This window comes from Haloparvum alkalitolerans, from assembly GCF_055381565.1.
This window is the reverse complement of record NZ_AP043938.1, coordinates 382,325-403,970: the sequence shown is the minus strand read 5'-3', so window position 1 is coordinate 403,970 and position 21,646 is coordinate 382,325. Positions and strand designations below refer to the sequence as shown.

Genomic DNA, 21,646 nt, shown 5'->3' with positions numbered 1-21,646 from the left:
CGCGCCGCGACTCGTCGGCCGTCACCGACGGTGGCAGGGGTGTCCGGATCTGGTGCGCTTTTGGGCGGCGACGGCCAAGTTGGGCCATGGCAGAGGAGTTTCTTTCGACGGCGGCCCTCCGCGACGAGTTGGAGGGAGTCACCTTCGACCGACCGCCGGCGCTCGTCAGCAACGCGCACATCACCGGTCTGAGCGTCGCCCGGGCGCTCTCGGAGCACGGCGTGCCCGTGATCGCGCTGGACAGGAACGGCGACGGCGTCGCGCCGCCGTCGGACGCGATCGACTTCGCCGGCGAGGTGACGTTCCCACTGGACGACCTCGAGGGCTTCCGCGAGGACGTGGAGGCGGTGGTCGACGCGGTCGGCCGTGAGGTCGTCGCGTTCGGCTGCATGGACGAGTGGGCGCTGTCGTACGCGGCCGCGGAGCCCGAGGGAGTGCGGCTCCCGTTCGCCGACTCCGACGTGCTCGACGCGGTTCTGAACAAGTCCCGGCTCTACGCGACGTGCGAGGAGCTGGGCGTTCCGTATCCGGAGACGCACCGCCTCTCCGAGACGAGCGTCGACGAGGCCGCCGAGGCGCTCGGCTTCCCGCTCGTCGTCAAGCCGGCGCTCAAACGCGAGTTCGAGGAGGCGTTCGGCACGAACGTGATCGAGGTCGCGGACCGCGAGGAGTTCGCGGACGTGGTCGAGGCCGCCGAGGCCGAAGGAGTCGAGGTGATGGCCCAGAAGCGCGTGAACGTCGCGACCGGCGAGGACCGATCGCTGGCGTCGTACGTCCCGCCCTCGGGCGTCGAGGACGCGCTGGCGGTCGTCGGCAACGCCCGCGTCCGCTTCCCGCGGTCGTTCGGCACCTCGTGTCTGGTCGAGCGCGTCGAGGACCCGACACTGCGCGACCGGGCGCTGTCGGTCCTCGACGAGGCGGACTACTACGGCATCAGCGAGGCCGAGTTCGTCTACGACGCCGACCGCGAGGAGTACCTCCTGCTCGACGTGAACACGCGCCCGTGGAAGTGGATCTCCATGCCCGTCGCAGCGGGCGCGAACCTCCCGATGGCGGCGTACGCGGCGGTCACCGACGCGACCTACGAGTCCGAGGGGATCGAGGACGCGCGCTGGGTCTACCTGCGCGACTACCTCTCGCTGCTGGCCACGGACGACGCCTTCTGGGACGTCCTCTCGACGACCGACTGGGCATCGCTTTTGTCCGGCGGGTTCGAGGAGTCCGGGACGCTCACGACCGGCGTCTACCGTCCCTCCGACCCCGACCCGGCCGCGAAGCTCATCGAGACGGAGTTCACCGACCGCGAGTACTACTGCTCCTGCTGAGGCGGTCGCGGGGCGCGGGTCCGGCCCCTCGGGTCGAACCGGAACCGGCCGTGCCGGCCCCGACCGGAACGTTTTGTGTCCCCGCCCGGCAGTGTCGGGTATGTATCTCCTGACGAACGGGCTGATCCACACGGCGACCGAGACCGGGACGGTCGAGGGCGACCTCCTGATCGCGGACGGCGAGGTCGCGGCGGTCGGCGACGTGGACGCGCCCGCGGACGCGACCGAGATCGACGTGGCCGGCGCCCACGTCACGCCCGGACTGGTCGACGCGCACAGCCACGCCGGCATGGCCGAGTGGGGCGAACCGGAGGACGGCGACATCAACGAGGGAACCGACGCGGTAACGCCGCACGTCTCCGCGCTCGACGGCTTCCACCCGCGCGACGAGGAGCTCAAACACGCCTTCCAGAACGGCGTCACCGCCGTCTCCGCGCGGATGGGGTCGGGCAACGTCGTCGGCGGCGTCATCTGCTCGATGAAGACGTACGGCCGCACCGCCGACGGGATGCTGATCCGCGAGGACGGCATGAAGGCCGCGATGGGCGAGAACCCGAAGCGCTTCCACGGCGAGGAGCAGGGCCGCCAGCCCGCGACGCGACCGGGCGTCGCCGCGACGCTTCGGCAGGCGCTGATGGACGCGGAGGACTACGTCGACCGCCGCGAACACGCCCGCAACGAGGGCGAACCGTTCGAGCGCGACCTCGGCATGGAGAACCTCGCCCGCGTGCTCACCGAGGGGCTCCCGCTCCGCGTCCACGCCCACCGCTCGGACGACATCATGACCGTCTTCCGGATCGCCGAGGAGTTCGGGGTCGAGAACCTCTCCATCGAGCACGCCACCGAGGGCCACCTGGTCGCCGAGGAGTTCGCCGAGCGCGACGTCCCCGCGGTCGTCGGCCCGTCGCTCTACTCCGGTGCGAAGTACGAGCTCCGGAACATCACCTTCGAGACGCCCGCGATCCTCCACGAGGCCGGCGTCGACGTGGCCATCCAGACCGACGCGCCCGTCGTCCCGCAGCACCACCTCGACGTGTGCGTCGGACTCGCGGTCCGAGAGGGGTTCCCCGAGAGCGCGGCCCTGGAGGCCGTCACCCGCGTTCCGGCCGAGATCCTCGGCATCGACGACCGCGTCGGCACCCTCGAGGAGGGGACGGACGCGGACGTGGCCGTCTGGGACGGCGTCTTCCACGAGAACGGCAGCCGCACCCAGCACGTGTTCGTCGACGGCGAGCACGTCTTCGACCGCGAGCGGGACGCGGTCGACCCGCGGGAAGAATACGCCTGGTAGGTCGTCGCGGTCGCCGCGGCGCGCGCCAACCGCAACAGCACCGCACCGCAACAGCACCGCACCGCCGCCGAACGGACGTTTTTCACAGATGAGGCGCAACTCCCGCCGTGAGTGCAGCGTGATCGCTCGTTCTTCGACACGTCGCCTCGCCGGCTGTCCCACACTTGGCGCGCGTGACCCCGACGCGCGCGAGGGAAACCCGGCCGTGGCCGGAGCACCGCGGAGGCCGCGGCCGGCTGAGGCTGGGGAGGCGTGAGGCTACGCTTGACTCGACAGCCGGAACAGAGACCCACCGAGCAACTGCTCGCAACGACCTGTTCCGCAAACCACGTCCTGGTGGACTGAAAGGACGAGGCCGGTCGAAGGCTGTCTGGCTGGTACCGATAAGCGAAGCAGCACGCTTGATCACGCAAAACCCGACGTCGACCGAGCGGTCAAACTCCGGTGCTCGGCCACCCACCTCTCACCGTTCTCTATCGCCGCCGACGCCGGGGATCGCGACCAGGTCCTCGACGCGGGCCATCAGCTCGGAGGCCGTCAACACCAGACAGAGGTACGCGAGGCCGGTCACCGCGAAGATCATCGGGTAGCGGAACGTGTCCGAGGCGATCTCGAACGCCCGGTAGTAGAGCTCGGGGACGGTGATGAACGCCGCCAGCGAGGAGTACTTGATCAGGTAGACGAACTCGTTGGTCCAGGAGGGGATCGCGTAGCGGAGCCCCTGCGGGAGCACCACGTAGTAGATCGTCTCGGCCTTCGAAAGCCCGATGGCGCGGCCGGCCGTCAGCTGCCCCTCCTCGACGCTCTCGATGGCGCCGCGGATGTACTCCGCCTGGTAGGCGGCGCCGTTGAGCACGAACCCGAGGATCGCGACCCAGACGACGTTGCGCGCGAACACGCCCGAGAGCGCGTCCGGGACGTACTGTCCCATGTCCAGCCCGAAGTGGAGCACGAACAGCTGCGCCAGGAGCGGCGTCCCGCGCAGCAGTTCGGTGTACGCGAGCGAGACGTACGCCGTGACGCGGCCGTAGACGCGCGCGACCGCCAGCGGGACGGCGATGAAGAAGCCGACCGCGAGGCTGACGACCGTGATCACGACCGTGAGCCACAGCCCGCGGGCGACCTCCGGCGAGATGCTCGTCACGAACGCCAGGTCGCCGGCGTACGCCGACAGCAGGGGGACCACAGCGAGCGCGCTCTCGACGGTTCCGGGGGCGACGAACGGCTCCCCGACGGGAACCACGGGACCGCCCAGCCAGCGGTTCACCCAAGTCGCGAGGAGCCAGCCCCAGAAGACGACGCCGGCCGCGACGAAGAGGACGCGGCCCGCGGAGGGGACCCCCTCTCCCGGTTCGCTCACGTCCGCGGGGCGGGTGGTGTCGGCCATCAGTCGTGGCTCGCGATGCGGTCGAGGAAGCGGGCGGTCCGCTCCATCTCGGGGTTCTCGAACAGCTGTTCGGGCGGACCGCGCTCCACGACGCGGCCGTTATCGAGGAAGACGATCTCGTCGGCGACCGCGCGCGCGAAGCTCATCTCGTGGGTCACCACGAGCATCGTCATCCCGTCCGCGACCAGGTCGTGCATCACCTCCAGCACCTCCCCGATGAGCTCGGGGTCGAGCGCGCTCGTGGGCTCGTCGAACAGCATCAGCTTCGGCTCCATCGCCAGCGCGCGGGCGATGCCGACGCGCTGCTTCTGTCCCCCGGACAGCTCCGCGGGGTAGGAGTCCGTCTGGTCGGCGAGGCCGACGCGCTCGAGTTGGGCGTGCGCGCGCTCCTCCGCCTCCGCTTCGGAGAGGTCGAGCACGCGGCGGGGCCCGAGCGCGACGTTGTCGAGCGCGGTGAGGTGCGCGAACAGGTTGAAGTCCTGGAACACCATCCCGACCTCCCGCCGCAGTTCGTCGACGTCCACGTCGGGCGCGGTCACCTCCTCGCCGTCGAGGAAGATGGCGCCCTCCTGCGCCTCCGCGAGGCGGTTGACGCAGCGCAGCATCGTCGACTTACCGGACCCGGAGGGGCCGATCAGGACGGTCACGTCGCCGCGGGCCATCTCGAAGGAGACGCCGTCGAGCACCTGCTCGTCGCCGTACCACTTCGAGACGTCCGCGACGCGGAGGTAGTCGTCGCCGGCGTCGGCATCGCCGACCTTCGCGTCGGTCGCGTCGGCCGCGTCGGCCCCGGACGCGTCGGCGTCAGCGTCGCTCACGCCGACTCACCTCCGGGGATCGCGTAGTAGTCGCCGAGGTAGTCGAGCGCGCGGTTCGTCGTGAACGTGAGGACGAAGTAGATGGCACTGATGAAGATGATGACCTCGAGCACCGCGGTCGTCCGCTCGACGAACAGGTCGTAGCTGCGCGTCAACAGCTCGGCCAGCCCGATGGCGAAGACGATGCTCGTGTCCTTCAGGACGATGGTGAACTCGTTCTGGAACCCGGGCACGGAGCGGCGAAGCGCCTGCGGCACGGCGACGTGGCGGATCGCCTCGAACTGCGACATGCCGACCGCGCGCGCCGCCTCCAGCTGGCCGTCGTCGACGCTGCCGAGCGTCGCGCGGAAGATCTGCGACTGGTAGGCGGCGCTGCGGAGCCCGAGTCCGAGGATCCCCGACATCACCGCGCCCGAGAGCGTCACGACGCCGAGGTCGATCGACGGCACTCCCAGCACGAAGTACATGAACACGAGGATCACCACGATCGGCGTCCCGCGCAGGACGACGCCGACGCTCTCGACGAGCCGCTTCGGGAGCCCCTCCCCGTACGTCTCGACCGCGCCCGCCGGGAAGCCGACGAGGAAGCCGAGCAGGATCGACGCGACCGTCAGCCCGACCGTCATCAGCGCGCCGACGAGGAGGTAGTCGGCGTTTCTGAGGACGAACGCCCAGTCCTCGAGTTCGCCGATCTGCAGCGGCGGCGCCGCGGCGCCGTCCACGAGCGCCGTGAGCGCCGCCGCGACGGTCCCGGCGGACGCGGGGCTGTCGGCCGCGACGAGCGCGAGCGTCGACGTGGCGCTCATCGCCTACTCCTGACCGAACCAGCGGTTGGTGATCTCCTCGTAGGTGCCGTCCTCGCGGACGGTCGCGAGCCCGCTGTTGAGCGCCTCGCGCACGTCGTCGTCGTCCTGCCGGACGCCGAACCCGAACTGCTCGCCTGTCTCCTCGATGAAGGCGATCGTCACGTCGCGCTGGGACTCGAACGTCTCGGCGACGGGAAGGTCGATGACGACCGCGTCGATGTTGCCGTTCTCGAGGTCCTCGACCGCGAACACGTAGTTGTCGTACGAGGAGTAGTCGTCCTCGGAGATGATCCCCGGATCGATGAGGTTCGACTGCACCTGGTCGGCGCCGGTCGTCCCGGACTGCGCGCCGACGGTGCGGCCCTCGAAGTCCTCCCAGCCGGAGGGCTGGAAGTCGCCGTCCTCGACGACCAGGACGGACTGGTCGGACTCCCAGTAGGGGTCCGAAAAGGAGATCGTCTCCTGGCGGTCCTCGGTGATCGTCATCGCGGCCGCGATCACGTCGATCCGCTCGTTCGTCAGCGCGGGGATGAGCGAGTCGAACTCGAACTCCTCCCACGAGCCCAGCTCGTAGTCGGTCTCCCCGACGACGGCCTCGATGAGGTCCACGTCGAACCCGACGAGCTCGCCGTCCTGCTTCATCTCGAACGGGGCGAACCCGGGGGCGGTCCCCGGCGTGATCGTTCCGGCGGAACCCCCGCCGATACAGCCGGCGGTGGCGGTCAGTCCGGTCGCGGCCGACGCGCCGGTGATCTGCAGGTACGTCCGGCGGCTCATGTCCGTCTGCGTGCGGCGTGACATACTGTTCACGTTGGCGAGCACCGGTTTCAAGGTTTCCTCCCGGACGCGTCCGGCAATCGTCGCCGACACCGCCCCACCGTCCGCGGTCTTGTGAACAGCTGGCGTCTCGAGAGCGTATAGACCACAAGGATTAACAACATTTGCCGAAGATGTTAATACATGACCGTCGTCAGCGTCTCGATGCCGGAGGAACTGCTGGAGCGGCTGGACGGGTTCGCGGAGGACCACGGCTACACCGGCCGCAGCGAAGTGGTCCGCGAGGCCTCCCGCAACCTGCTCGGGGAGTTCGAGGACGCGAAGCTGGAGGACCGCGAGCTGATGGCCGTCGTCACGGTGCTTTTCGACTACGAGACGACGAGCGTGGAGGAGCGGATGATGCACCTCCGCCACGAACACGAGTCGCTCGTGGCGGCCAACTTCCACAGCCACGTCGGCACGCACTACTGCATGGAGCTGTTCGTGCTGGAGGGCCGGCTCGAGGACATCTCCTCGTTCGTCGGCCGGATCCGCGCGACGAAGGACACCCTCTCGGTCGACTACAGCGTGATGCCCGTCGACGAGTTCGGACCGGTCGGCGCGGAGTGATCACCGAGCGTCGGGAGTGAGACGGCCACGTGACGCCGTCCCGTCACTCCACGACCGACGCCGTGTCCTCCGTCGTCTCGCCGGCCGCGGGCGCGACGAACCGGTAGGAGGCGACCACGCAGCCCACCGCCAGCGCGGTCCCGGCGATCACGTCCACGAGCCAGTGGATCCCGAGGTACATCGTCGCGATCACCACGGAGAGCGCCAGCGGCGTGGCGATCGCCGCCCACCCCGGGTACTCGCGGCGCGTCAGCAGCGCGAACAGCGCGACCGTGACCGCCAGCGAGGTGTGCAGCGACGGGAAGACGTTCGTGTTCTCGTTGATCTCGCTCGTGAGCGCCAGCACGTCCGGGTTGAACGTGAACAGCAGCGGCTGCACCATGTCGGGCATGATGTTGCGCGGCCCGTGAGCGTAGACGACGGTGTAACAGACCAGCCCGATGGCGTAGTTGAGCGCGTACGCCGTCATCAGCCGCTTGAGCGTGGTCGACTCGTCGAGGACGCCGTAGGCGACGAACGGAAACACGAGCAGGAACACGTAGCCGTAGACGTACACCCACGAGAAGTAGAGGGTGCGAAGCGGCGTCGCGAACGTCGCCTGCAGCCACGCGACGAACTCCCCCTCGAACGCGAAGATGGCGCCGGTGAGGTAGAGGCCGTAGAGCTGCGAGACGACCTGGAGGCGTTCGCGGGCGACCGCGCTGACGAGGAGTACCGCCACCAGAAGGAGGATCTGCGGCCTGACCTCTCGGATCCGGGGAAGTGCGTCGTGCCGGAGCCGGTAGAGCCGGCCCGGCCCGATGGTCGCGACGCCGACGATCAGACACAGCGACACGGTCGAGATGGCGAGGTAGGCCACGACCGACAGCAGCACCGCGGAGCGTTCGATCACGGCTCCCTCACGAGCAGCGCGCCCTCGTCGCCGTAGCGGTACCCCGCCTCGCGGAACGCCTCCCGGGCCGCCTCCACGTCGAGAGCGCCGTCCGTCCCGAAGAAGGGGGTCTCCGGGTCGCGTCCGTCGAACCGGAGGTCGTCGGCGAGCCACTCGTCGGCGTTCGCGAGCGGCGAGGCGGCGGGCTGTGCGTACCCCTGAAACGCCTCGTCGACGACGTGGGCCTTGTCGATCAGGCCGGCGACCGCGCGGCGGAAGCGGGGGTTCGACAGCGGCTCGCTGCGGACGTTGAACCCGACGTGGTAGAACGCGGCCGACTGCCGGCTCACCAGCGTCGCGTCAGGCTCGCGTCCGATCCGCGGCACCGCCTCCGGGCCGAGGTTCGAGACGGTGGCGTCGGCGCGGCGGTCGGCGACGTGTTCGACCGCCGCGATGTCGGACGGAACGAGGTTCAACAGCAGTTCGTCGAACGCCGGCTTCCCCCGCAGGTCCGCCGGAACGCCGTCGGGATCGCGGTCGAGGAAGTGGTCGTCGCTGCGCGCGAAGACGACACGCTCGCCGGGCGACGCTTCGACGAACCGGAGCGGACCGCTCCCGACCGGGTCGGGGTTGTCCCACACGAGCGCGTCGGTCGTCTGCTCGTCGACTTCGATCCCCGCGATGGCGGCGACGTTCGTCCGCTCGCTCCAGACGTGCTCCGGCAGGATCGGGACCGTCAGCGCCCGCAGGCCGACCCGGGGGTTGGCGTCCGCGAACGTCACGTCGACGGTCCGGTCGTCGACGGCATCGGTCGTCCTGACGAGCGTCGACCGACCGCGGAAGCGCGGCGCGGGGATCGGCGCCTCCGCGTTCCCCATCGAGGTGTCCGAGAGGAACGCGTAGGTGAAGGCGACGTCCGCGGCGGTAACCGGCTCGCCGTCGTGCCAGGTCGCTTCCCGGAGCGAGACCCGCACGGTTTCCTCGTCGAGCCACGACACGTCCCGCGCAAGCCACGGGATCCGCTCGTCCCCGCGCGTCCGGATCAGGGAGTCGTACAGCAGTTCGGTGAACGTGCCGTGCCGGCGGTACTCCGCAGCGATCGGGTTCCTGTTCTCCGCCACGCGGGGATCGGTCGTCACGAGCCGGAGCGTCGCGTCCGCCGCGGCCCCGCCGTCCGCGGTCGCCTCCGCGGTCGTCTCCGTGGGCCGATCCGACCCGTCGCCCCCGGTCGCGTCACCGTCGTCCGTCCCGTCCGCCCCTTCGTCGTCCCCCGACAGCGAGAGGGAGAGAAGCCGCATCGGCTTCGCGACCCGCCCGCCGCGTCGCCAGCCCTCGAAGCGCCCTCGCTGGACCGCGGTGAGGGCGTCCGGGAACGCGACCGTCACGAACGGCTGTTGACGGGCGATCTCGCGCTGCAGATCGTCGACGACGGCCGGCCTGTCGTCGGACGCCGCGCCGCGCTGTTCCTCGAGGAGGTCGTCGATGGTGAGGTCGGTGACGCCGAAGGGGTTCTGCCACCCCGGTTCCGGGTTGAACTCGGAGTGACAGAAGGGATAGAGCGCGTCCGGGTCGATCCGCTGCTGTGCGGGGAACTGTCCGACGTAAATGTCGAAGTCCTGGTTTATGAGGACACGACGGTAGAGGTCCGCCTCCGCCATCGTGTTCACGCGGGTGTCGATGCCGACCGCGCGCAGGTGCTCCTCGAGGTGGCGGGCGACGCGGATCCCGTGCGGGTCCGCGTCCGCGGGCGTCGTGTACACATCGAGGGTCATCTGCGTGCTCCCGTCACGCCCGGCGATGTTGCGCACGCGGCCGAGACAGCCGGCGCTCGCGGTGCCGAGTCCGGCGAGCGAGCCGGCGATCACCGCCCGACGGGTCGTGGCGGGGGAGGGCGTCATTCTCCCCGTAACTCCGCCGCGGTCGTATAACAGTCCTGCGGTCCAAACGGGGCTACAGCTCCTGTGCGACCGCCACGAACCCCTCGTGGTCCAGCTCCAGGTCCTCGCCGAGCTCGGACTCCAACCGGTCGATCCGGTTCTGCAGCCTCGCGTACCCCTCGTGGTCGCGTAGCTCGGCGTCGGACTTGTTCGCCTCCAGGGTCGCCCGGCGCTCGACGAGCGAGCAGTACGCACGGAGCTTCGCGCTGTAGTTCTCGCGCTCGATCAGCGTCTCGACGGCGCCGCGGAGCTCCTCCCGCGTCGTCGGCTTGGTGAGGTACGCGTCGAACGGCATCTCGACCACGTCGAAGTCGGGATCCAGCGCGGTCAACATCACGACGGCCGGGTCCACCTCCCGCTCCCGAATCCGGTCGAGAACCTCGCCGCCGGAGAGGCCGGGCATCATGCGGTCGAGCAGGACCACGTCGACGTCGTCGCCGAGCGTCTCCAGTGCGGTCTCCCCGTCCGGGGCGGTCCGCACCTCGAACCCGTCACGGAGCCAGAGGCGGTACGTCTCGAGCACCTCCGTATCGTCGTCGACCGCCAGCACGACGGGGTCGCGTGTGGAACTCATGTTCCTCATCGAACATCATCGGGACCCCATCCTCAAAAAGGAGGTGGCCGTTCGCCGACTCCCGCGCGGTCGTGCGCGCGGCGCGCCGACCACGAACGCCTTTTCGGGCGTCGACCCCCTTGATCGAACGTGAGCGAGACCACCCTCGAAGTCTACTCCGACTACGTCTGTCCGTTCTGTTACCTCGGTCGCGTCGCGCTCGACCGCTACCAGGAGGAGCGCGAGGAGCCGCTCGAGCTGGAGTGGCACCCCTTCGACCTCCGCGGGCGCGAGCGCGGCCCCGACGGCGAGATCGACGCGGCCGCCGACGACGGGAAGGACGAGGAGTATTACGAACAGGCGCGCCAGAACGTCCGGAAGCTCCAGGACCGCTACGACGCCGAGATGGCCCAGGAGCTCCGCAAGGACGTGGACTCGTGGAACACCCAGCAGGCGTCGCTGTACGTCCGCGAGACCCATCCCGAGTCCTGGCGGGCGTTCGACGAGGCGCTGCTGGACGCCCTCTGGAAGGACGGTCGCGACATCGGTGACCCCGACGTGATCGTCGACGTGGCCGCGGACGTCGGCCTCGACCCCGAGGAGATCCGCGAGGCGGTCGCCGACGAGGAGTGGCACGACCGGCTGGCGGCGGCCTTCGAGGAGTCGAAGCGCGCCGGCGTCACCGGCGTCCCGACGTGGGTCTACGACGAGTACGCCGCGAGCGGCGCCGTCCCGCCGGAGCATCTGGAGCGGCTGGTCGAGGGCGCCTGACGCGCCCCGGGCGCTTCGAGAACGGGCTCAGACCCCGACGGCCGCCGCGTACTGGATCCCGAACAGCGTCGCGTTGTAGAGCCCGTGCGCGAGCGACGGCACGGCGAGGTTCCCGCTGCGTTCGTAAAGGTACCCCAGCAGACAGCCGAGCAGCGTCGCGACGACGCCGTACAGCAGCGCCTCGACCGTGCCCCCCTGCACCGACGGGAAGTGGATCAGGCCGAAGACGGTGCCGGCGATGAGGATCGCCGGCCACGCGGCGAACGCCCGCCGGAGCAGCCCCTGCACGACGCCCCGGAACAGCAGCTCCTCGGCCGGGCCGACGACGAGCACCGAGACGACCACCATGTAGAGGAAGTAGGTCGGGTCCTCGCGGCCGGGCAGCATCGCCCGGTTCTCTCCCGTCGACAGGCCGAGAACCTGGAGCGCGTACAGCAGCGCGAACTGGAGGACAAGCAGCACGACGACCCCGCCGCCGATCAACAGCGCGTCCCGCCGGTCGAGCGCGCGGACCCTGATCAGCCCCGGCTCGTCGGCGAGCGCGAGGAAGCCGGCGACGCCGATCCCGAACCCGAGGAACTGCAGGACCGTCTGGGCGATCGTGTGCAGGGACGTCTCCGGCGTCAGGAGGCCGAGGCCGACGAGCGCGTCGGTTCCCCAGCCGGTCACCGCGACCGCGGCGAAGAACGCCCCCAGCACGACGAGGACGGCCTGCCCGAGCCGGAACGCGGCCGCGGCGGGGTCGGTGACGAGTTCCTCCGACTCCGGACCCCCGACTCGCGCGTCGGTCGCGGCGTCGCTCGACGCCGTCCCGGGGGCCGCGTCGGGGCCTTCGTCCGCCTGCGTCATTGCCCCTCGGTTGGGCGAGGCGGCGTATAGGCGCTCCGGAACTACTCCCCGACCAGCAGTTCCCGCTTCTCGGCGACCGCGTCGGCCTCCGGGAAGTCGCCGCCGCCGAGCAGGCCGCGGGCCGCTTTCTTCCCCCACTCGACCGCGGGCTGGGTGAACGTCTCCACGCTCGCCAGTTCGCCGTAGAGCACGCAGGCCGCCTCCATCCCGTACAGCAGTTCGCCCAGCGAGCGCTCGTCGACGCGGTCGATCTCGACGCGGACGTTGGGCACGTCCGCGGCCGCGAGGCTCGCCTCCGTCGCCTCGAACTCGGCGTCCAGCAGCTCCCCGAGCGAGGCCCCGCCGAGGTACGAGAGCCCCTCGAGGTCCGTCTCGGGGATGGCGCGGTCCGAGCGATCGCGCGGCCGGACCATCGTCACGAGCTTGTCCGGCGGGCCGGCGCGGTAGAGCTGGAGCTGGGAGTGCTGGTCCGTCGCGCCGAGCGCGCGGGCCGGCGTCTGGCCGACTCCGTCCTTGCCGAGGCTCTCGGCCCACAGCTGGGCGAACCACTCGGCGAACGTCTCCAGCGACTCGGCGTAGGGCATCACCGCGTTCGTCGCCGCGCCGCGCTCCGCGAGCGCGTACGTCGCCGCGCCGTAGGCGTATCCCGGCGTCTCGAACAGCGACCCCGACAGCCCGCCCATCGCGTCGCGGCCGCCGGCCAGTACCGCCTCGATGTCGTGGCCCTGTAGCGCGGCGCAGGCGAGTCCCACCGTCGAGAGCGCGGAGAACCGACCGGGAACGCCCGCGGGCACGTCCAGCGCCGGGAGGTCGTGTCTCTCGGCCAGGCGGCGGAGGTTCCCCTCCGGCCCGGTGGTGACGAACGTGCGCTCGGTCCAGTCGACGCCCGCGTCGGCCATCGCCTCGCGCACGACGAGGAAGTTCGCCAGCGTCTCCGCGGTCGTGCCGGAGTTGGAGACGACGTTGACGACGGCGTCCTCGAGCGGGAGGTCGGCCAGCAGCCCGTCGACGTGCTCCGGGTCGACGTTGTCGAGGAAGTAGGCGTCCGTCGGCGAGTCGAGCGCGTTCGAGAGGGTCGCCGCCCCGAGCGCGCTCCCGCCGATGCCGACGTTGATCACGGCCGCGGGACGGCCGAACGGCTCGACTGCGGCACGGATCGCGTCCGGGTCCGCGGTCTCCGGGAGCGCGAGGCTCGCGTAGCCGAACTCGCGGTCCGCGCGGCCGGCCGCGATCCGCTCGTGGGCGTCGGCCACGCGGTCGTCGAGTCGGTCGAGCGTCCCCTCCGAGAGCCCGGGCGTCGTGCCGAGGGCGTTGCCGAGGTCTACTTGCATGCCTCAACCGGCGGCCGAGCGCGACTTATCGGTTGCTGTCGCGGGGCCGGGGTCCGGATCGCCGGCAGCGGGTGCGGCGCCCTCAGAGCACGCCCGCTTCCTCGCCGATGCGCCGGGCGTGGCGGGTCGCGCGCTCGCGGACCGCGGCCGCGTCGATGCCGACGTGCTCGCCGTCCGCGTAGCGGACCTCGCCGTCGACCATCGTGAACGTCACGTCGTCGCCGTGGGCGGCGTACACGAGGTGGGAGAGCGGGTCGTGAAGCGGCGTCGCACGCGTCAGGTCCGTGGTGAGGCCGATCAGGTCGGCGCGGTACCCCTCGCGGAGCGCGCCGATGCGCTCGAAGCCGGCCGCGCGGGCGCCCGCCTCGGTCGCCATCCGGAGGACGGTCGAAGCCGGAAGCCGGGTCGGCTCCCGCGCGTCGACCTTCCCGAGCAGGCTCGCCTGCCGCATCTCGGTGAATGGGTCGAGCGTGTTGTTACAGGGCGGGCCGTCGTTGCCGAGCGCGACCGTGATCCCGCGGTCGAGGTAGTCCTGCACCGGCGCGATCCCCGAGGCGAGTTTCATGTTCGAGGAGGGACAGTGCGTGACGACTGTGTCCGTGTCCGCGAGCACCTCGCGCTCGGCCTCGTCGGTGTGGACGCAGTGGGCGAGCGTCACGTCCGGCCCGGTCAGGCCGACCTCGTCGAGCCACAGGACGTTGCGCATCCCGGTGTCGCGCTCGACGACCGCGATCTCGTCCTCGTTCTCGCTGGCGTGGGTGTGGATCGTGACGCCGTCGTGCCGGTCCGCGATCTCCCGGCAGCCGCGGAGGCACTCCTCGGTGCAGGAGACCGCGAACCGCGGCGTCATCGCGTAGCGCACGCGCCCGTCGGCCGCGCCGTGGTACTCCCGGATCAGCGCCTCGCTCTCCGCGAGCGCCGCCTCGGCGTCCTGTTCGAGCCCCTCCGGCGAGTCGTGGTCCATCAGGACCTTCCCGAGCCGACCGCGGATCCCGGTCTCGACGGCGGCCTCGAACGCCTCCTCGGCGTGGTGGACCGAGAGGTGGTCGAGGACGGTCGTGGTGCCGGACTCCAGACACTCCAGGTAGCCCAGCTCCGCGGCCGCCCGCGTCGCGTCGGCGTCCATCGCCGCCTCCATCGGCAGGACCGCCTCGAACAGCCAGTCGAGCAGGGCGGTGTCGTCGGCGATGCCGCGCCCGAGCGACTGCACCGAGTGGACGTGCCCGCCCACCAGTCCCGGCGCGACGATGTCGGCCTCGCGCCGCTCGTGGTCCGGATACGTCTCGGCGAGGTCCGCCCGCTCCCCGACGGCGGCGATCCGCGATCCCTCCGTCACGACCGCGCCGTCCTCGATGACCGTGTCCGCGTCCGCGACCACGGTGCCTGCGATCAACATGTCCGTCCGTTCGAGACCGCGGGGCTACAAGAGGGTGTCCGTTCGCGGTCGCCGCGGTCCGAAACCGGACCTCCGTTCGCGGCCGCCGCTCAGAGACCGAGCGACTCCAGCAGGTCGAACCCCACGTCCAGCCGCATGACGAGCTTGTAGCCCAGGTAGATCCCGACGATCCCCATGATACCGGGCAGCTCCGGCGGGGCCGGGATCGGCACGCGGAGGAAGGCGAACAGGAACCCCACGGCCAGCCCCGTGAGCGTCGCGAGAACCGTCAGCGTCGCTGTGGAAGCCATTTCCCGCCCATCGCCCGCCCGCGGACAAAAGGGCTCCGCGTTCGGTCGGCTCCGTGTGAAAACCGCGAGACGATCGACCGCACGCGACCCGCGATGGGCAGGGTTTTCCGCCCGGCCCGCCTCCCGTCGCTCATGGCACGAGAGGTTTCCAACCCCGACAACCCACAGGTCACGCTGTCGACGAACTACGGCGACATCACGGTCGAGCTGTTCCAGGACCGCGCGCCGCGTACGGTCGAGAACTTCCTCGGCCTCGCGCGTCACGACCCCGCCGCGGACGCCGAGCCCGCGGTCGACACGAACACCTGGGAGGACCCCGAGACGGGCGAGGTCCGCGGCGACTCGCTGTACGAGGGCATCGTCTTCCACCGCGTCATCGACGACTTCATGATCCAGGGCGGCGACCCCGAGGAGACCGGTCGCGGCGGCCCCGGCTACCAGTTCGACGACGAGTTCCACGACGACCTCACCCACGACGGCCCGGGGATCCTCTCGATGGCGAACTCCGGCCCGAACACCAACGGCTCGCAGTTCTTCATCACGCTGGACGCGACGCCGCACCTCGACGGCAAGCACGCCGTCTTCGGGCAGGTCATCGACGGAATGGACGTCGTCGAGGAGATCGGCTCGCTCCCGACCGACCGCCGCGACAAGCCGCAGCGCGACGTCGAGATCGAGTCCGTCGCGGTCGACGAGTAGGGCGCCGAAGCAGCCGTTTCTCTCTCCGTCACGTCGCCGATCAGGGCCCCGACCGTCTCCCCACCCACAAGGCCCTTTATCGACCCGACGAACGCCGGCGTATGCCCTCCAGACGGCGCGTGCTCGCAGCAGCCGCGGTCGGCGTCGCCTCCCTCGCCGGCTGCGCGGACATCGACGGACGCTCGGACCGGACGGACCGGCCGACCGCGACGCCGACCCGTACGCGGACCGCGGAGGACGCGAGGACCGCCGCGGAGCCGTCGGCCGAAGGGGGGACCGACGAGAGCGGAGGGAGCGACGACGCCGCGCCGTGGCACGAGGCGGCAAACGAACCCGACTACGACAAACGCCTCCGGCTGGACAACCGGGACGACGAGACACACGAGGTCCGCGTCGTCGTGAGACCGCCCGACGGGGAAGCCTCCGGGGACGAGCCCCTGTTCGACGAGTCCGTCGCGGTGCCCCCGGAGGCGACGACGGTCGCGTACGCGTTCGAGACGCTCGCCGACCGGTACGACGGTGTCCGGGAGTTTCCGGTACGGGCCGAGCTCGGCGACGCGGCCGCGACGCTGACCGTCGTGACCAGCGAGTGCCACGGGCACTTCGAGGTGGTCGTCAACGAGAACGCCGGGACGCTCGATGCGACGTACGCGGCCTGTTGAGCACCGGAACCGCTCCGCCGGCTGACGCGGGTTGCGGACGGGCGAGCGCGTCGCGTGACCGAATCGAACAGGTTTAACACCGCACGCCGGGAACGCCGAGGCGAATGGGTGTGGGTACCCTCCTCCCGGCTGCGACGCTCGACGCCCTCCGGACGATAGCCGCGCTCGACGGTCTCGCAGGCGCTGTGGCGCTCGAGTCCCTTCTGTCGGCCGCGGCGTTCGAGACGATCTGGTCGACGATCGTCTCGGTGTCACAGAGCGCCGTCGAGTCGGCAACCGGCTGGGGCGGGCTCGGGGTCATCTTCGTCTACTCCTTCCTGATCGCTTTCGCGCTGCCCGGCCCCAGCGAGGTGGTGCTGGCGGCGCCGCTGGACCTCGGGATCCCCTACTGGGCGGTGCTGGGGCTGATAATGCTCGTGAGCGCGACCGGCAAGGCGCTCGGGAGCCTGTTCGCGTTCCACCTCGGCCAGGAGGCCAAGCGCGCGGGCCCGGTGATCCGGTGGCTGGAGCGGTCGCGGTTCGACGTGGTGGAGTGGTCACAGAAGCGCACGGTGACGGTCGCGCGCCGGTACGGCTACGCCGGACTGGCGCTCGCGCTGTGCGTCCCCTTCTTCCCCGACACGATCTCCATCTACGCGTTCGCGGTGCTGGAGCGCGACTATCGGAAGTTCGCGGTCGCGACGTTCTTCGGGAGCCTCGGTCGCCTCGTGGTCACCATCCTGCTCGTCGGCGGCGCGCTCGCGGTGTTCTAAGGCGCGACCGAGGATCGCGCGACCGTCTCGATGGGGCGGACCGCGCTACGCGACGCTCGTCTTCACGATGGTCACCGGCCTGCTCGACCCGCGAGCGACGCGCTCCGTGACGGAGCCGAGCATCCGGCGGTAGTCGCCGGAGCGCTCCTTCGACCCCATCACCGTCAGGCCGATGTCCTCGTCGTCGATGTAGCGGAGGATCTCCTCGTGCGGGTCGCCGTGAACGACCTCGGTGACGACCTCGTCGACGCCGGCCGACGCCGCGCGCTCGGCGATGTCGCCGACGGCCTCCAGCCCGGTGTCCTCCAGCGTCTGTTCGACGCCCTCGAACTCGTGGACGAACTCGTCGCCGGAGTAGGCGTTCACCACGTCGCTGTCCACGACGTACAGCACGTGGAGCGTCGCGTCGTAGCGCTCGGCGGTCTCGATGGCGTGCTCGGTCGCGCGCTCGACGCCCTCGCTTCCGTCGGTCGGCAGGAGGATGCTGTCGTACATCGTTCCTCGACTCATCCGGTAGCCGCATAAATGACGCGGCGGACGCCCCGGCCGCATCGCTCCCGTCGCGGCGGCCCCGCGGTCCGGAACCGGTCGCCTCGTACGTCGGTATAAGGGTTGTCGACAAGGCTTATACCCACCCGTGGTAGACACTCACATGCACAGCATGTTCGAACGCTTCTCAAGCGGCTACTACCTCGGCAAGTTGTACGTGGAACCGCACGACGGCGACCGCGCGGTCATCCGCCGTGCGGACCACGAGCGCGTCAACGAACAGCTCTACGCCACCGGCGAGGGCGTGGAGCGCCTCGACGCGCCGCTCGTGATGAAGCTCGACCGGAGCCACATCCCGGTCGCGGGCGACGACGACGTGCCGACCGGGACGCTCGCGGTCCCACAGGAGCTTGCCGACGACGACCTCCCGGCCGCGCGAAGCGTCCTGCTCGCGGACGCCGACCGCGCAGCCGACATCCTCCGCTGGGAGGGGTACGAGCCCGCGACCAACGCCTGACCGCCGCGTTCAGCCTCGCGGCCGCCTCGCTACCGCGCCGAGCGTGCTACGTCACACCATGCCTTGCGAAATTCGAAATCTTCCTGCGAGATTCGCACTCTTTCGCCGACCTTATTACGATGTGCGCACCACGGAGAGGTGATGACCGACTCGAAGGGGTCTCAGGACGGTACGGCGTCCGAGGACCGCACGATCCTCCTCATCGGAAGCGGACCGATCCAGATCGGACAGGCCGCGGAGTTCGACTACTCCGGCGCGCAGGCGTGTCGCGCCCTCCAGGAGGAGGGGGCCCGAGTCGTTCTGGTCAACTCCAACCCCGCGACGATCATGACGGACCCGGAGATGGCCGACCGCGTCTACATCGAGCCCATCACGCCCGAGGCCATCGCGGAGATCATCCGCGAGGAGCAGCCCGACGGCGTGATCGCCGGTCTCGGCGGCCAGACCGGACTCAACGTCACCGCCGAACTCGCCGAGCAGGGCATCCTGGAGGAACACGACGTGGAGATCATGGGCACGCCGCTGGACACCATCTACGCGACGGAGGACCGCGACCTCTTCCGCCAGCGGATGGAGAACATCGGCCAGCCCGTCCCCGCGTCCACGACCATCTCGCTTTCCGAGGGCGAGTCCGTCACCGACTTCGACGAGGCGGCGTTCCGCGAGCGCGTGCAGGCCGCGGTCGACGAGGTCGGCGGGCTCCCCGTCATCGCGCGGACGACCTACACGCTCGGCGGCTCCGGCTCCGGGGTCGTCGAGGAGTTCGACGAGCTCGTCGAGCGCGTCCGCAAGGGGCTGCGCCTCTCGCGGAACGGCGAGGTGCTGATCACCGAGTCCATCGCAGGCTGGGTCGAGCTGGAGTACGAGGTGATGCGGGACGCCGACGACTCCTGTATCATCATCTGCAACATGGAGAACCTCGACCCGATGGGGATCCACACCGGCGAGTCGACGGTCGTGACCCCGTCGCAGGTGATCCCCGACGACGGCCACCAGGAGATGCGCGACGCCGCGCTCGGCGTCATCCGCGAACTCGGCATTCAGGGCGGCTGTAACATCCAGTTCGCGTGGCGCGACGACGGCACCCCCGGCGGCGAGTACCGCGTCGTCGAGGTGAACCCGCGCGTCTCGCGCTCCTCCGCGCTCGCGTCGAAGGCGACCGGCTACCCCATCGCCCGCGTCACCGCGAAGGTCGCGCTCGGCAAGCGCCTCCACGAGATCGACAACGAGATCACCGGGGAGACGACCGCGGCCTTCGAGCCCGCCATCGACTACGTCGTCACGAAGGTGCCGCGCTGGCCCATCGACAAGTTCGACGACGTGGACTTCGAGCTGGGCACCGCGATGAAGTCGACCGGCGAGGCGATGTCCATCGGCCGCACCTTCGAGGAGAGCCTGCTGAAGGCGCTGCGCTCCTCGGAGTACGACCCCGCGGTCGAGTGGGACGAGGTGAGCGACGAGGAGCTGGCGACCGACTACCTGGAGACGCCGACGCCGGACCGCCCGTACGCCATCTTCGAGGCGTTCGACCGCGGTTTCTCGGTCGACGAGGTGGTCGACCTGACGGGGATCAAGGAGTGGTACGTCGAGCGGTTCGAGACCGTCGCGGACGCCTCCGAGGCGGCCGCGGAGGGCGACCTTGTGACGGCCGCGGAGGCCGGGTTCACCGACGCCGAGGTCGCCGCGAGCGCGACGACTGGCGAGAGCTCCGCCGCGGAGGTGGCGACCGGCGCAGCGACCGCCGCCGCGGCGGCCGGCGGCGAGGGCGGAGCGGGCAGCGAGGGGGCCACGACCGTCGACGACGTGGAGGCCGCGGTGCCGGACCGCAGCTACAAGCAGGTCGACACCTGCGCCGGCGAGTTCGAGGCGACGACCCCGTACTACTACTCCTCGCGGCTGCCGGAGTACCTCGCGGGCGACGGCGGCGCGAGCGCGGGCTCGGCGTACCACGACGAGCTCCGCATCGACCCCGACGTGGAGAGCGTCGTGGTGGTCGGCGGCGGCCCGATCCGCATCGGGCAGGGCGTGGAGTTCGACTACTGCGCGGTCCACGCCGTCCGCGCGCTCCGCGAGATGGGCATCGACGCCCACGTGATCAACAACAACCCCGAGACGGTGTCGACCGACTACGACACCTCGGACGGCCTGTTCTTCGAGCCGATCACCGCCGAGGAGGTCGCGGACGTGGTCGAGTCCACGGGCGCCGACGGCGTGATGGTCCAATTCGGCGGCCAGACCTCCGTCAACGTCGGCGAACCCCTGGAGGCCGAACTCGACCGCCGCGGGCTCGACTGCGAGGTCATGGGCACCTCTGTCGAAGCGATGGACCTCGCGGAGGACCGCGACCGGTTCAACGCCCTGATGGACGAGCTGGGCATCGCCCAGCCCGTCGGCGGCACCGCGACCAGCCGCGAGGAGGCGCTGGAGCTGGCCCACGAGGTCGGCTATCCGGTCCTCGTGCGCCCCTCCTACGTGCTCGGCGGGCGCGCGATGCGCGTCGTCGAGGACGACGCGGAACTGGAGACGTACATCGACGAGGCGGTGCGCGTCTCGCCGGACAAGCCCATCCTCGTCGACCAGTTCCTCGCGGACGCGGTGGAGCTCGACGTGGACGCGGTCTCGGACGGCGAGGACGTGCTGCTCGGCGGCGTGATGGAGCACGTCGAGAGCGCGGGCGTCCACTCCGGCGACTCCGCGTGCGTCATCCCGCCGCGCTCGCTCTCGGAGGAGACCCTCGGCCGCGTGCGCGAGGTGACCGAGGACATCGCGACCGCGCTCGACACGGTCGGCCTGCTGAACGTCCAGCTCGCGGTGACGGGCGTCCACGACCCGGCCGAGGAGGCCGAGGTGTACGTGCTGGAGGCGAACCCGCGCTCCTCGCGCACGGTCCCGTTCGTCTCGAAGGCGACGGGCGTCCCCATCGCCAAGCTCGCCGCGCGCGTGATGGCCGGCGAGTCGCTCGCGGACATCGACGCCGACGAGCAGATCCCCGAGCACCTGAGCGTGAAGGAGGTCGTCCTCCCGTTCGACCGCCTGCCCGGCTCGGACCCGCGGCTCGGCCCGGAGATGAAGTCCACCGGCGAGGTGATGGGCACCGCGACCTCCTTCGGCAAGGCGTACGGGAAAGCGCAGGACGCGACCGGCAAGCCCATCCCCGAGTCGGGGACCGCGGTCGTCGATCTCTCCGCCGAGGAGTTCCCGGACCCCGACACCGAGGAAGGCGAGGCGCTCGTCGAGGGCTACGCCGAGCACTTCGAGCTGAGCGAGGCGACGGACCTCATCGAGGCCGCGCAGGCCGGCGAACTCGACCTCATCGTCTCCCGCCAGCGCGACCTGCTGGAGGTCGCCGTCGAGGAGGAGATCACCTACTTCTCGACGCACGCGAGCGCGAAGGCGGCGCTCGAAGCCCTCGACCACGCGAACGACGACCTCGACGTGATGGCGGTCTCGGACCGCCCGAAGCGCGTCGCCGAGTGGGGGAAGTAGGGCGAGGCGGGCCGGCGGCGGTCGGAGCGT

Annotated in this window: 21 protein-coding genes; 9 read left to right on the top strand and 12 right to left on the bottom strand. The window is 70.5% G+C overall.

Going from position 1 to position 21,646, the window contains the following annotated elements:
• The first annotated feature begins 86 nt into the window (after positions 1-86).
• The gene (locus tag ACZ432_RS04390) at positions 87-1,325 is read left to right on the top strand and encodes a carboxylate--amine ligase (protein WP_426963036.1); all 1,239 of its coding nucleotides are present in this window, start codon (positions 87-89) and stop codon (positions 1,323-1,325) included.
• Positions 1,326-1,425: 100 nt separating this feature from the next.
• On the top strand, positions 1,426-2,616 hold the full coding sequence (locus tag ACZ432_RS04385) for an amidohydrolase family protein (RefSeq protein WP_426963037.1): 1,191 nt from the start codon (positions 1,426-1,428) through the stop codon (positions 2,614-2,616).
• Positions 2,617-3,079: 463 nt separating this feature from the next.
• Here the strand turns inward: ACZ432_RS04385 and ACZ432_RS04380 are convergent, their stop codons facing one another.
• From ACZ432_RS04380 to ACZ432_RS04365, 4 genes are all read right to left on the bottom strand, one after another.
• The gene (locus ACZ432_RS04380) at positions 3,080-4,003 is read right to left on the bottom strand and encodes an amino acid ABC transporter permease (RefSeq protein WP_426963039.1); all 924 of its coding nucleotides are present in this window, start codon (positions 4,001-4,003) and stop codon (positions 3,080-3,082) included.
• Positions 4,003-4,689 (bottom strand): amino acid ABC transporter ATP-binding protein, encoded by a 687-nt coding sequence (locus ACZ432_RS04375; protein ID WP_426963108.1) that lies wholly within the window; start codon positions 4,687-4,689, stop codon positions 4,003-4,005. The genes ACZ432_RS04380 and ACZ432_RS04375 overlap by 1 nt, the downstream gene beginning before the upstream one ends.
• A 128-nt stretch (positions 4,690-4,817) precedes the next feature.
• Positions 4,818-5,627, bottom strand: a complete 810-nt coding sequence (locus ACZ432_RS04370; protein WP_426963041.1) for an amino acid ABC transporter permease — start codon at positions 5,625-5,627, stop codon at positions 4,818-4,820.
• A 3-nt stretch (positions 5,628-5,630) separates the two neighbouring features.
• Entirely contained in the window at positions 5,631-6,428 is a 798-nt protein-coding gene (locus tag ACZ432_RS04365; RefSeq protein ID WP_426963042.1) for a basic amino acid ABC transporter substrate-binding protein, read from the bottom strand.
• Between the two features lie 159 nt (positions 6,429-6,587).
• Between ACZ432_RS04365 and ACZ432_RS04360 the strand changes: the two genes are divergently transcribed.
• Entirely contained in the window at positions 6,588-7,013 is a 426-nt protein-coding gene (locus tag ACZ432_RS04360; protein WP_426963043.1) for a CopG family ribbon-helix-helix protein, read from the top strand.
• Positions 7,014-7,056: 43 nt separating this feature from the next.
• Here the strand turns inward: ACZ432_RS04360 and ACZ432_RS04355 are convergent, their stop codons facing one another.
• Genes ACZ432_RS04355 through ACZ432_RS04345 form a run of 3 tightly spaced genes read right to left on the bottom strand, consistent with a single transcriptional unit; the run spans position 7,057 to position 10,395 of the window.
• Positions 7,057-7,905 carry a phosphatase PAP2 family protein gene (locus ACZ432_RS04355; RefSeq protein WP_426963045.1) on the bottom strand — a complete coding sequence of 283 codons (849 nt, stop codon included), beginning with the start codon at positions 7,903-7,905 and terminating at the stop codon, positions 7,057-7,059.
• Positions 7,902-9,782, bottom strand: coding sequence for an ABC transporter substrate-binding protein (locus ACZ432_RS04350; protein WP_426963046.1), 1,881 nt, complete (start codon positions 9,780-9,782; stop codon positions 7,902-7,904). Before ACZ432_RS04350 ends, ACZ432_RS04355 begins: the two co-directional genes overlap by 4 nt.
• 52 nt (positions 9,783-9,834) lie before the next feature.
• The gene (locus ACZ432_RS04345) at positions 9,835-10,395 is read right to left on the bottom strand and encodes a response regulator (protein ID WP_426963047.1); all 561 of its coding nucleotides are present in this window, start codon (positions 10,393-10,395) and stop codon (positions 9,835-9,837) included.
• A gap of 129 nt (positions 10,396-10,524) precedes the next feature.
• Between ACZ432_RS04345 and ACZ432_RS04340 the strand changes: the two genes are divergently transcribed.
• A complete protein-coding gene (locus ACZ432_RS04340; RefSeq protein WP_426963048.1) occupies positions 10,525-11,145 on the top strand; it encodes a DsbA family oxidoreductase in 621 nt (206 codons plus the stop codon).
• Between the two features lie 27 nt (positions 11,146-11,172).
• Here the strand turns inward: ACZ432_RS04340 and ACZ432_RS04335 are convergent, their stop codons facing one another.
• The 4 genes from ACZ432_RS04335 to ACZ432_RS04320 all read right to left on the bottom strand — a co-directional run bounded on the left by ACZ432_RS04335 (position 11,173) and on the right by ACZ432_RS04320 (position 15,011).
• Positions 11,173-11,994 (bottom strand): CPBP family intramembrane glutamic endopeptidase, encoded by an 822-nt coding sequence (locus ACZ432_RS04335; RefSeq protein ID WP_426963049.1) that lies wholly within the window; start codon positions 11,992-11,994, stop codon positions 11,173-11,175.
• 41 nt (positions 11,995-12,035) lie between these two features.
• Positions 12,036-13,325 carry a glucose-6-phosphate isomerase gene (locus ACZ432_RS04330; protein ID WP_426963050.1) on the bottom strand — a complete coding sequence of 430 codons (1,290 nt, stop codon included), beginning with the start codon at positions 13,323-13,325 and terminating at the stop codon, positions 12,036-12,038.
• Between the two features lie 82 nt (positions 13,326-13,407).
• Positions 13,408-14,721: a 5'-deoxyadenosine deaminase gene (locus tag ACZ432_RS04325; RefSeq protein WP_426963051.1), complete on the bottom strand. Its 1,314-nt coding sequence runs from the start codon at positions 14,719-14,721 to the stop codon at positions 13,408-13,410.
• 89 nt (positions 14,722-14,810) lie between these two features.
• Positions 14,811-15,011 carry a XapX domain-containing protein gene (locus ACZ432_RS04320; protein ID WP_426963052.1) on the bottom strand — a complete coding sequence of 67 codons (201 nt, stop codon included), beginning with the start codon at positions 15,009-15,011 and terminating at the stop codon, positions 14,811-14,813.
• A gap of 132 nt (positions 15,012-15,143) precedes the next feature.
• Here ACZ432_RS04320 and ACZ432_RS04315 point away from each other — a divergent pair, with 132 nt between their 5' ends.
• The 3 genes from ACZ432_RS04315 to ACZ432_RS04305 all read left to right on the top strand — a co-directional run bounded on the left by ACZ432_RS04315 (position 15,144) and on the right by ACZ432_RS04305 (position 17,124).
• The gene (locus tag ACZ432_RS04315; RefSeq protein WP_426963053.1) at positions 15,144-15,710 is read left to right on the top strand and encodes a peptidylprolyl isomerase; all 567 of its coding nucleotides are present in this window, start codon (positions 15,144-15,146) and stop codon (positions 15,708-15,710) included.
• A 101-nt stretch (positions 15,711-15,811) separates the two neighbouring features.
• The gene (locus tag ACZ432_RS04310; protein WP_426963054.1) at positions 15,812-16,372 is read left to right on the top strand and encodes a hypothetical protein; all 561 of its coding nucleotides are present in this window, start codon (positions 15,812-15,814) and stop codon (positions 16,370-16,372) included.
• A gap of 104 nt (positions 16,373-16,476) precedes the next feature.
• A complete protein-coding gene (locus ACZ432_RS04305) occupies positions 16,477-17,124 on the top strand; it encodes a YqaA family protein (protein WP_426963055.1) in 648 nt (215 codons plus the stop codon).
• Between the two features lie 45 nt (positions 17,125-17,169).
• Here the strand turns inward: ACZ432_RS04305 and ACZ432_RS04300 are convergent, their stop codons facing one another.
• Positions 17,170-17,619 carry a universal stress protein gene (locus tag ACZ432_RS04300; RefSeq protein ID WP_426963056.1) on the bottom strand — a complete coding sequence of 150 codons (450 nt, stop codon included), beginning with the start codon at positions 17,617-17,619 and terminating at the stop codon, positions 17,170-17,172.
• Positions 17,620-17,785: 166 nt separating this feature from the next.
• On the opposite strand from ACZ432_RS04300, the gene ACZ432_RS04295 reads away from it, so the two are divergent.
• Together ACZ432_RS04295 and carB are read left to right on the top strand one after the other, a co-directional pair.
• Positions 17,786-18,130 (top strand): DUF5802 family protein, encoded by a 345-nt coding sequence (locus tag ACZ432_RS04295; protein WP_426963109.1) that lies wholly within the window; start codon positions 17,786-17,788, stop codon positions 18,128-18,130.
• Between the two features lie 141 nt (positions 18,131-18,271).
• Complete coding sequence (carB, locus tag ACZ432_RS04290) at positions 18,272-21,616, top strand: carbamoyl-phosphate synthase large subunit (protein WP_426963057.1); 3,345 nt, start codon at positions 18,272-18,274, stop codon at positions 21,614-21,616.
• Positions 21,617-21,646: the final 30 nt, after the last annotated feature.

Coding starts and splice junctions, on each gene's coding strand:
- ACZ432_RS04315 (WP_426963053.1), top strand. CDS start 15,144: ATGGCACGAGAGGTTTCCAACCCCGACAACCCACAGGTCACGCTGTCG.
- ACZ432_RS04335 (WP_426963049.1), bottom strand. CDS start 11,994: ATGACGCAGGCGGACGAAGGCCCCGACGCGGCCCCCGGGACGGCGTCG.
- ACZ432_RS04300 (WP_426963056.1), bottom strand. CDS start 17,619: ATGTACGACAGCATCCTCCTGCCGACCGACGGAAGCGAGGGCGTCGAG.
- ACZ432_RS04365 (WP_426963042.1), bottom strand. CDS start 6,428: ATGTCACGCCGCACGCAGACGGACATGAGCCGCCGGACGTACCTGCAG.
- ACZ432_RS04330 (WP_426963050.1), bottom strand. CDS start 13,325: ATGCAAGTAGACCTCGGCAACGCCCTCGGCACGACGCCCGGGCTCTCG.
- ACZ432_RS04305 (WP_426963055.1), top strand. CDS start 16,477: ATGGGTGTGGGTACCCTCCTCCCGGCTGCGACGCTCGACGCCCTCCGG.
- ACZ432_RS04345 (WP_426963047.1), bottom strand. CDS start 10,395: ATGAGTTCCACACGCGACCCCGTCGTGCTGGCGGTCGACGACGATACG.
- carB (WP_426963057.1), top strand. CDS start 18,272: ATGACCGACTCGAAGGGGTCTCAGGACGGTACGGCGTCCGAGGACCGC.
- ACZ432_RS04390 (WP_426963036.1), top strand. CDS start 87: ATGGCAGAGGAGTTTCTTTCGACGGCGGCCCTCCGCGACGAGTTGGAG.
- ACZ432_RS04360 (WP_426963043.1), top strand. CDS start 6,588: ATGACCGTCGTCAGCGTCTCGATGCCGGAGGAACTGCTGGAGCGGCTG.
- ACZ432_RS04370 (WP_426963041.1), bottom strand. CDS start 5,627: ATGAGCGCCACGTCGACGCTCGCGCTCGTCGCGGCCGACAGCCCCGCG.
- ACZ432_RS04350 (WP_426963046.1), bottom strand. CDS start 9,782: ATGACGCCCTCCCCCGCCACGACCCGTCGGGCGGTGATCGCCGGCTCG.
- ACZ432_RS04320 (WP_426963052.1), bottom strand. CDS start 15,011: ATGGCTTCCACAGCGACGCTGACGGTTCTCGCGACGCTCACGGGGCTG.
- ACZ432_RS04325 (WP_426963051.1), bottom strand. CDS start 14,721: ATGTTGATCGCAGGCACCGTGGTCGCGGACGCGGACACGGTCATCGAG.
- ACZ432_RS04295 (WP_426963109.1), top strand. CDS start 17,786: ATGTTCGAACGCTTCTCAAGCGGCTACTACCTCGGCAAGTTGTACGTG.
- ACZ432_RS04310 (WP_426963054.1), top strand. CDS start 15,812: ATGCCCTCCAGACGGCGCGTGCTCGCAGCAGCCGCGGTCGGCGTCGCC.
- ACZ432_RS04385 (WP_426963037.1), top strand. CDS start 1,426: ATGTATCTCCTGACGAACGGGCTGATCCACACGGCGACCGAGACCGGG.
- ACZ432_RS04380 (WP_426963039.1), bottom strand. CDS start 4,003: ATGGCCGACACCACCCGCCCCGCGGACGTGAGCGAACCGGGAGAGGGG.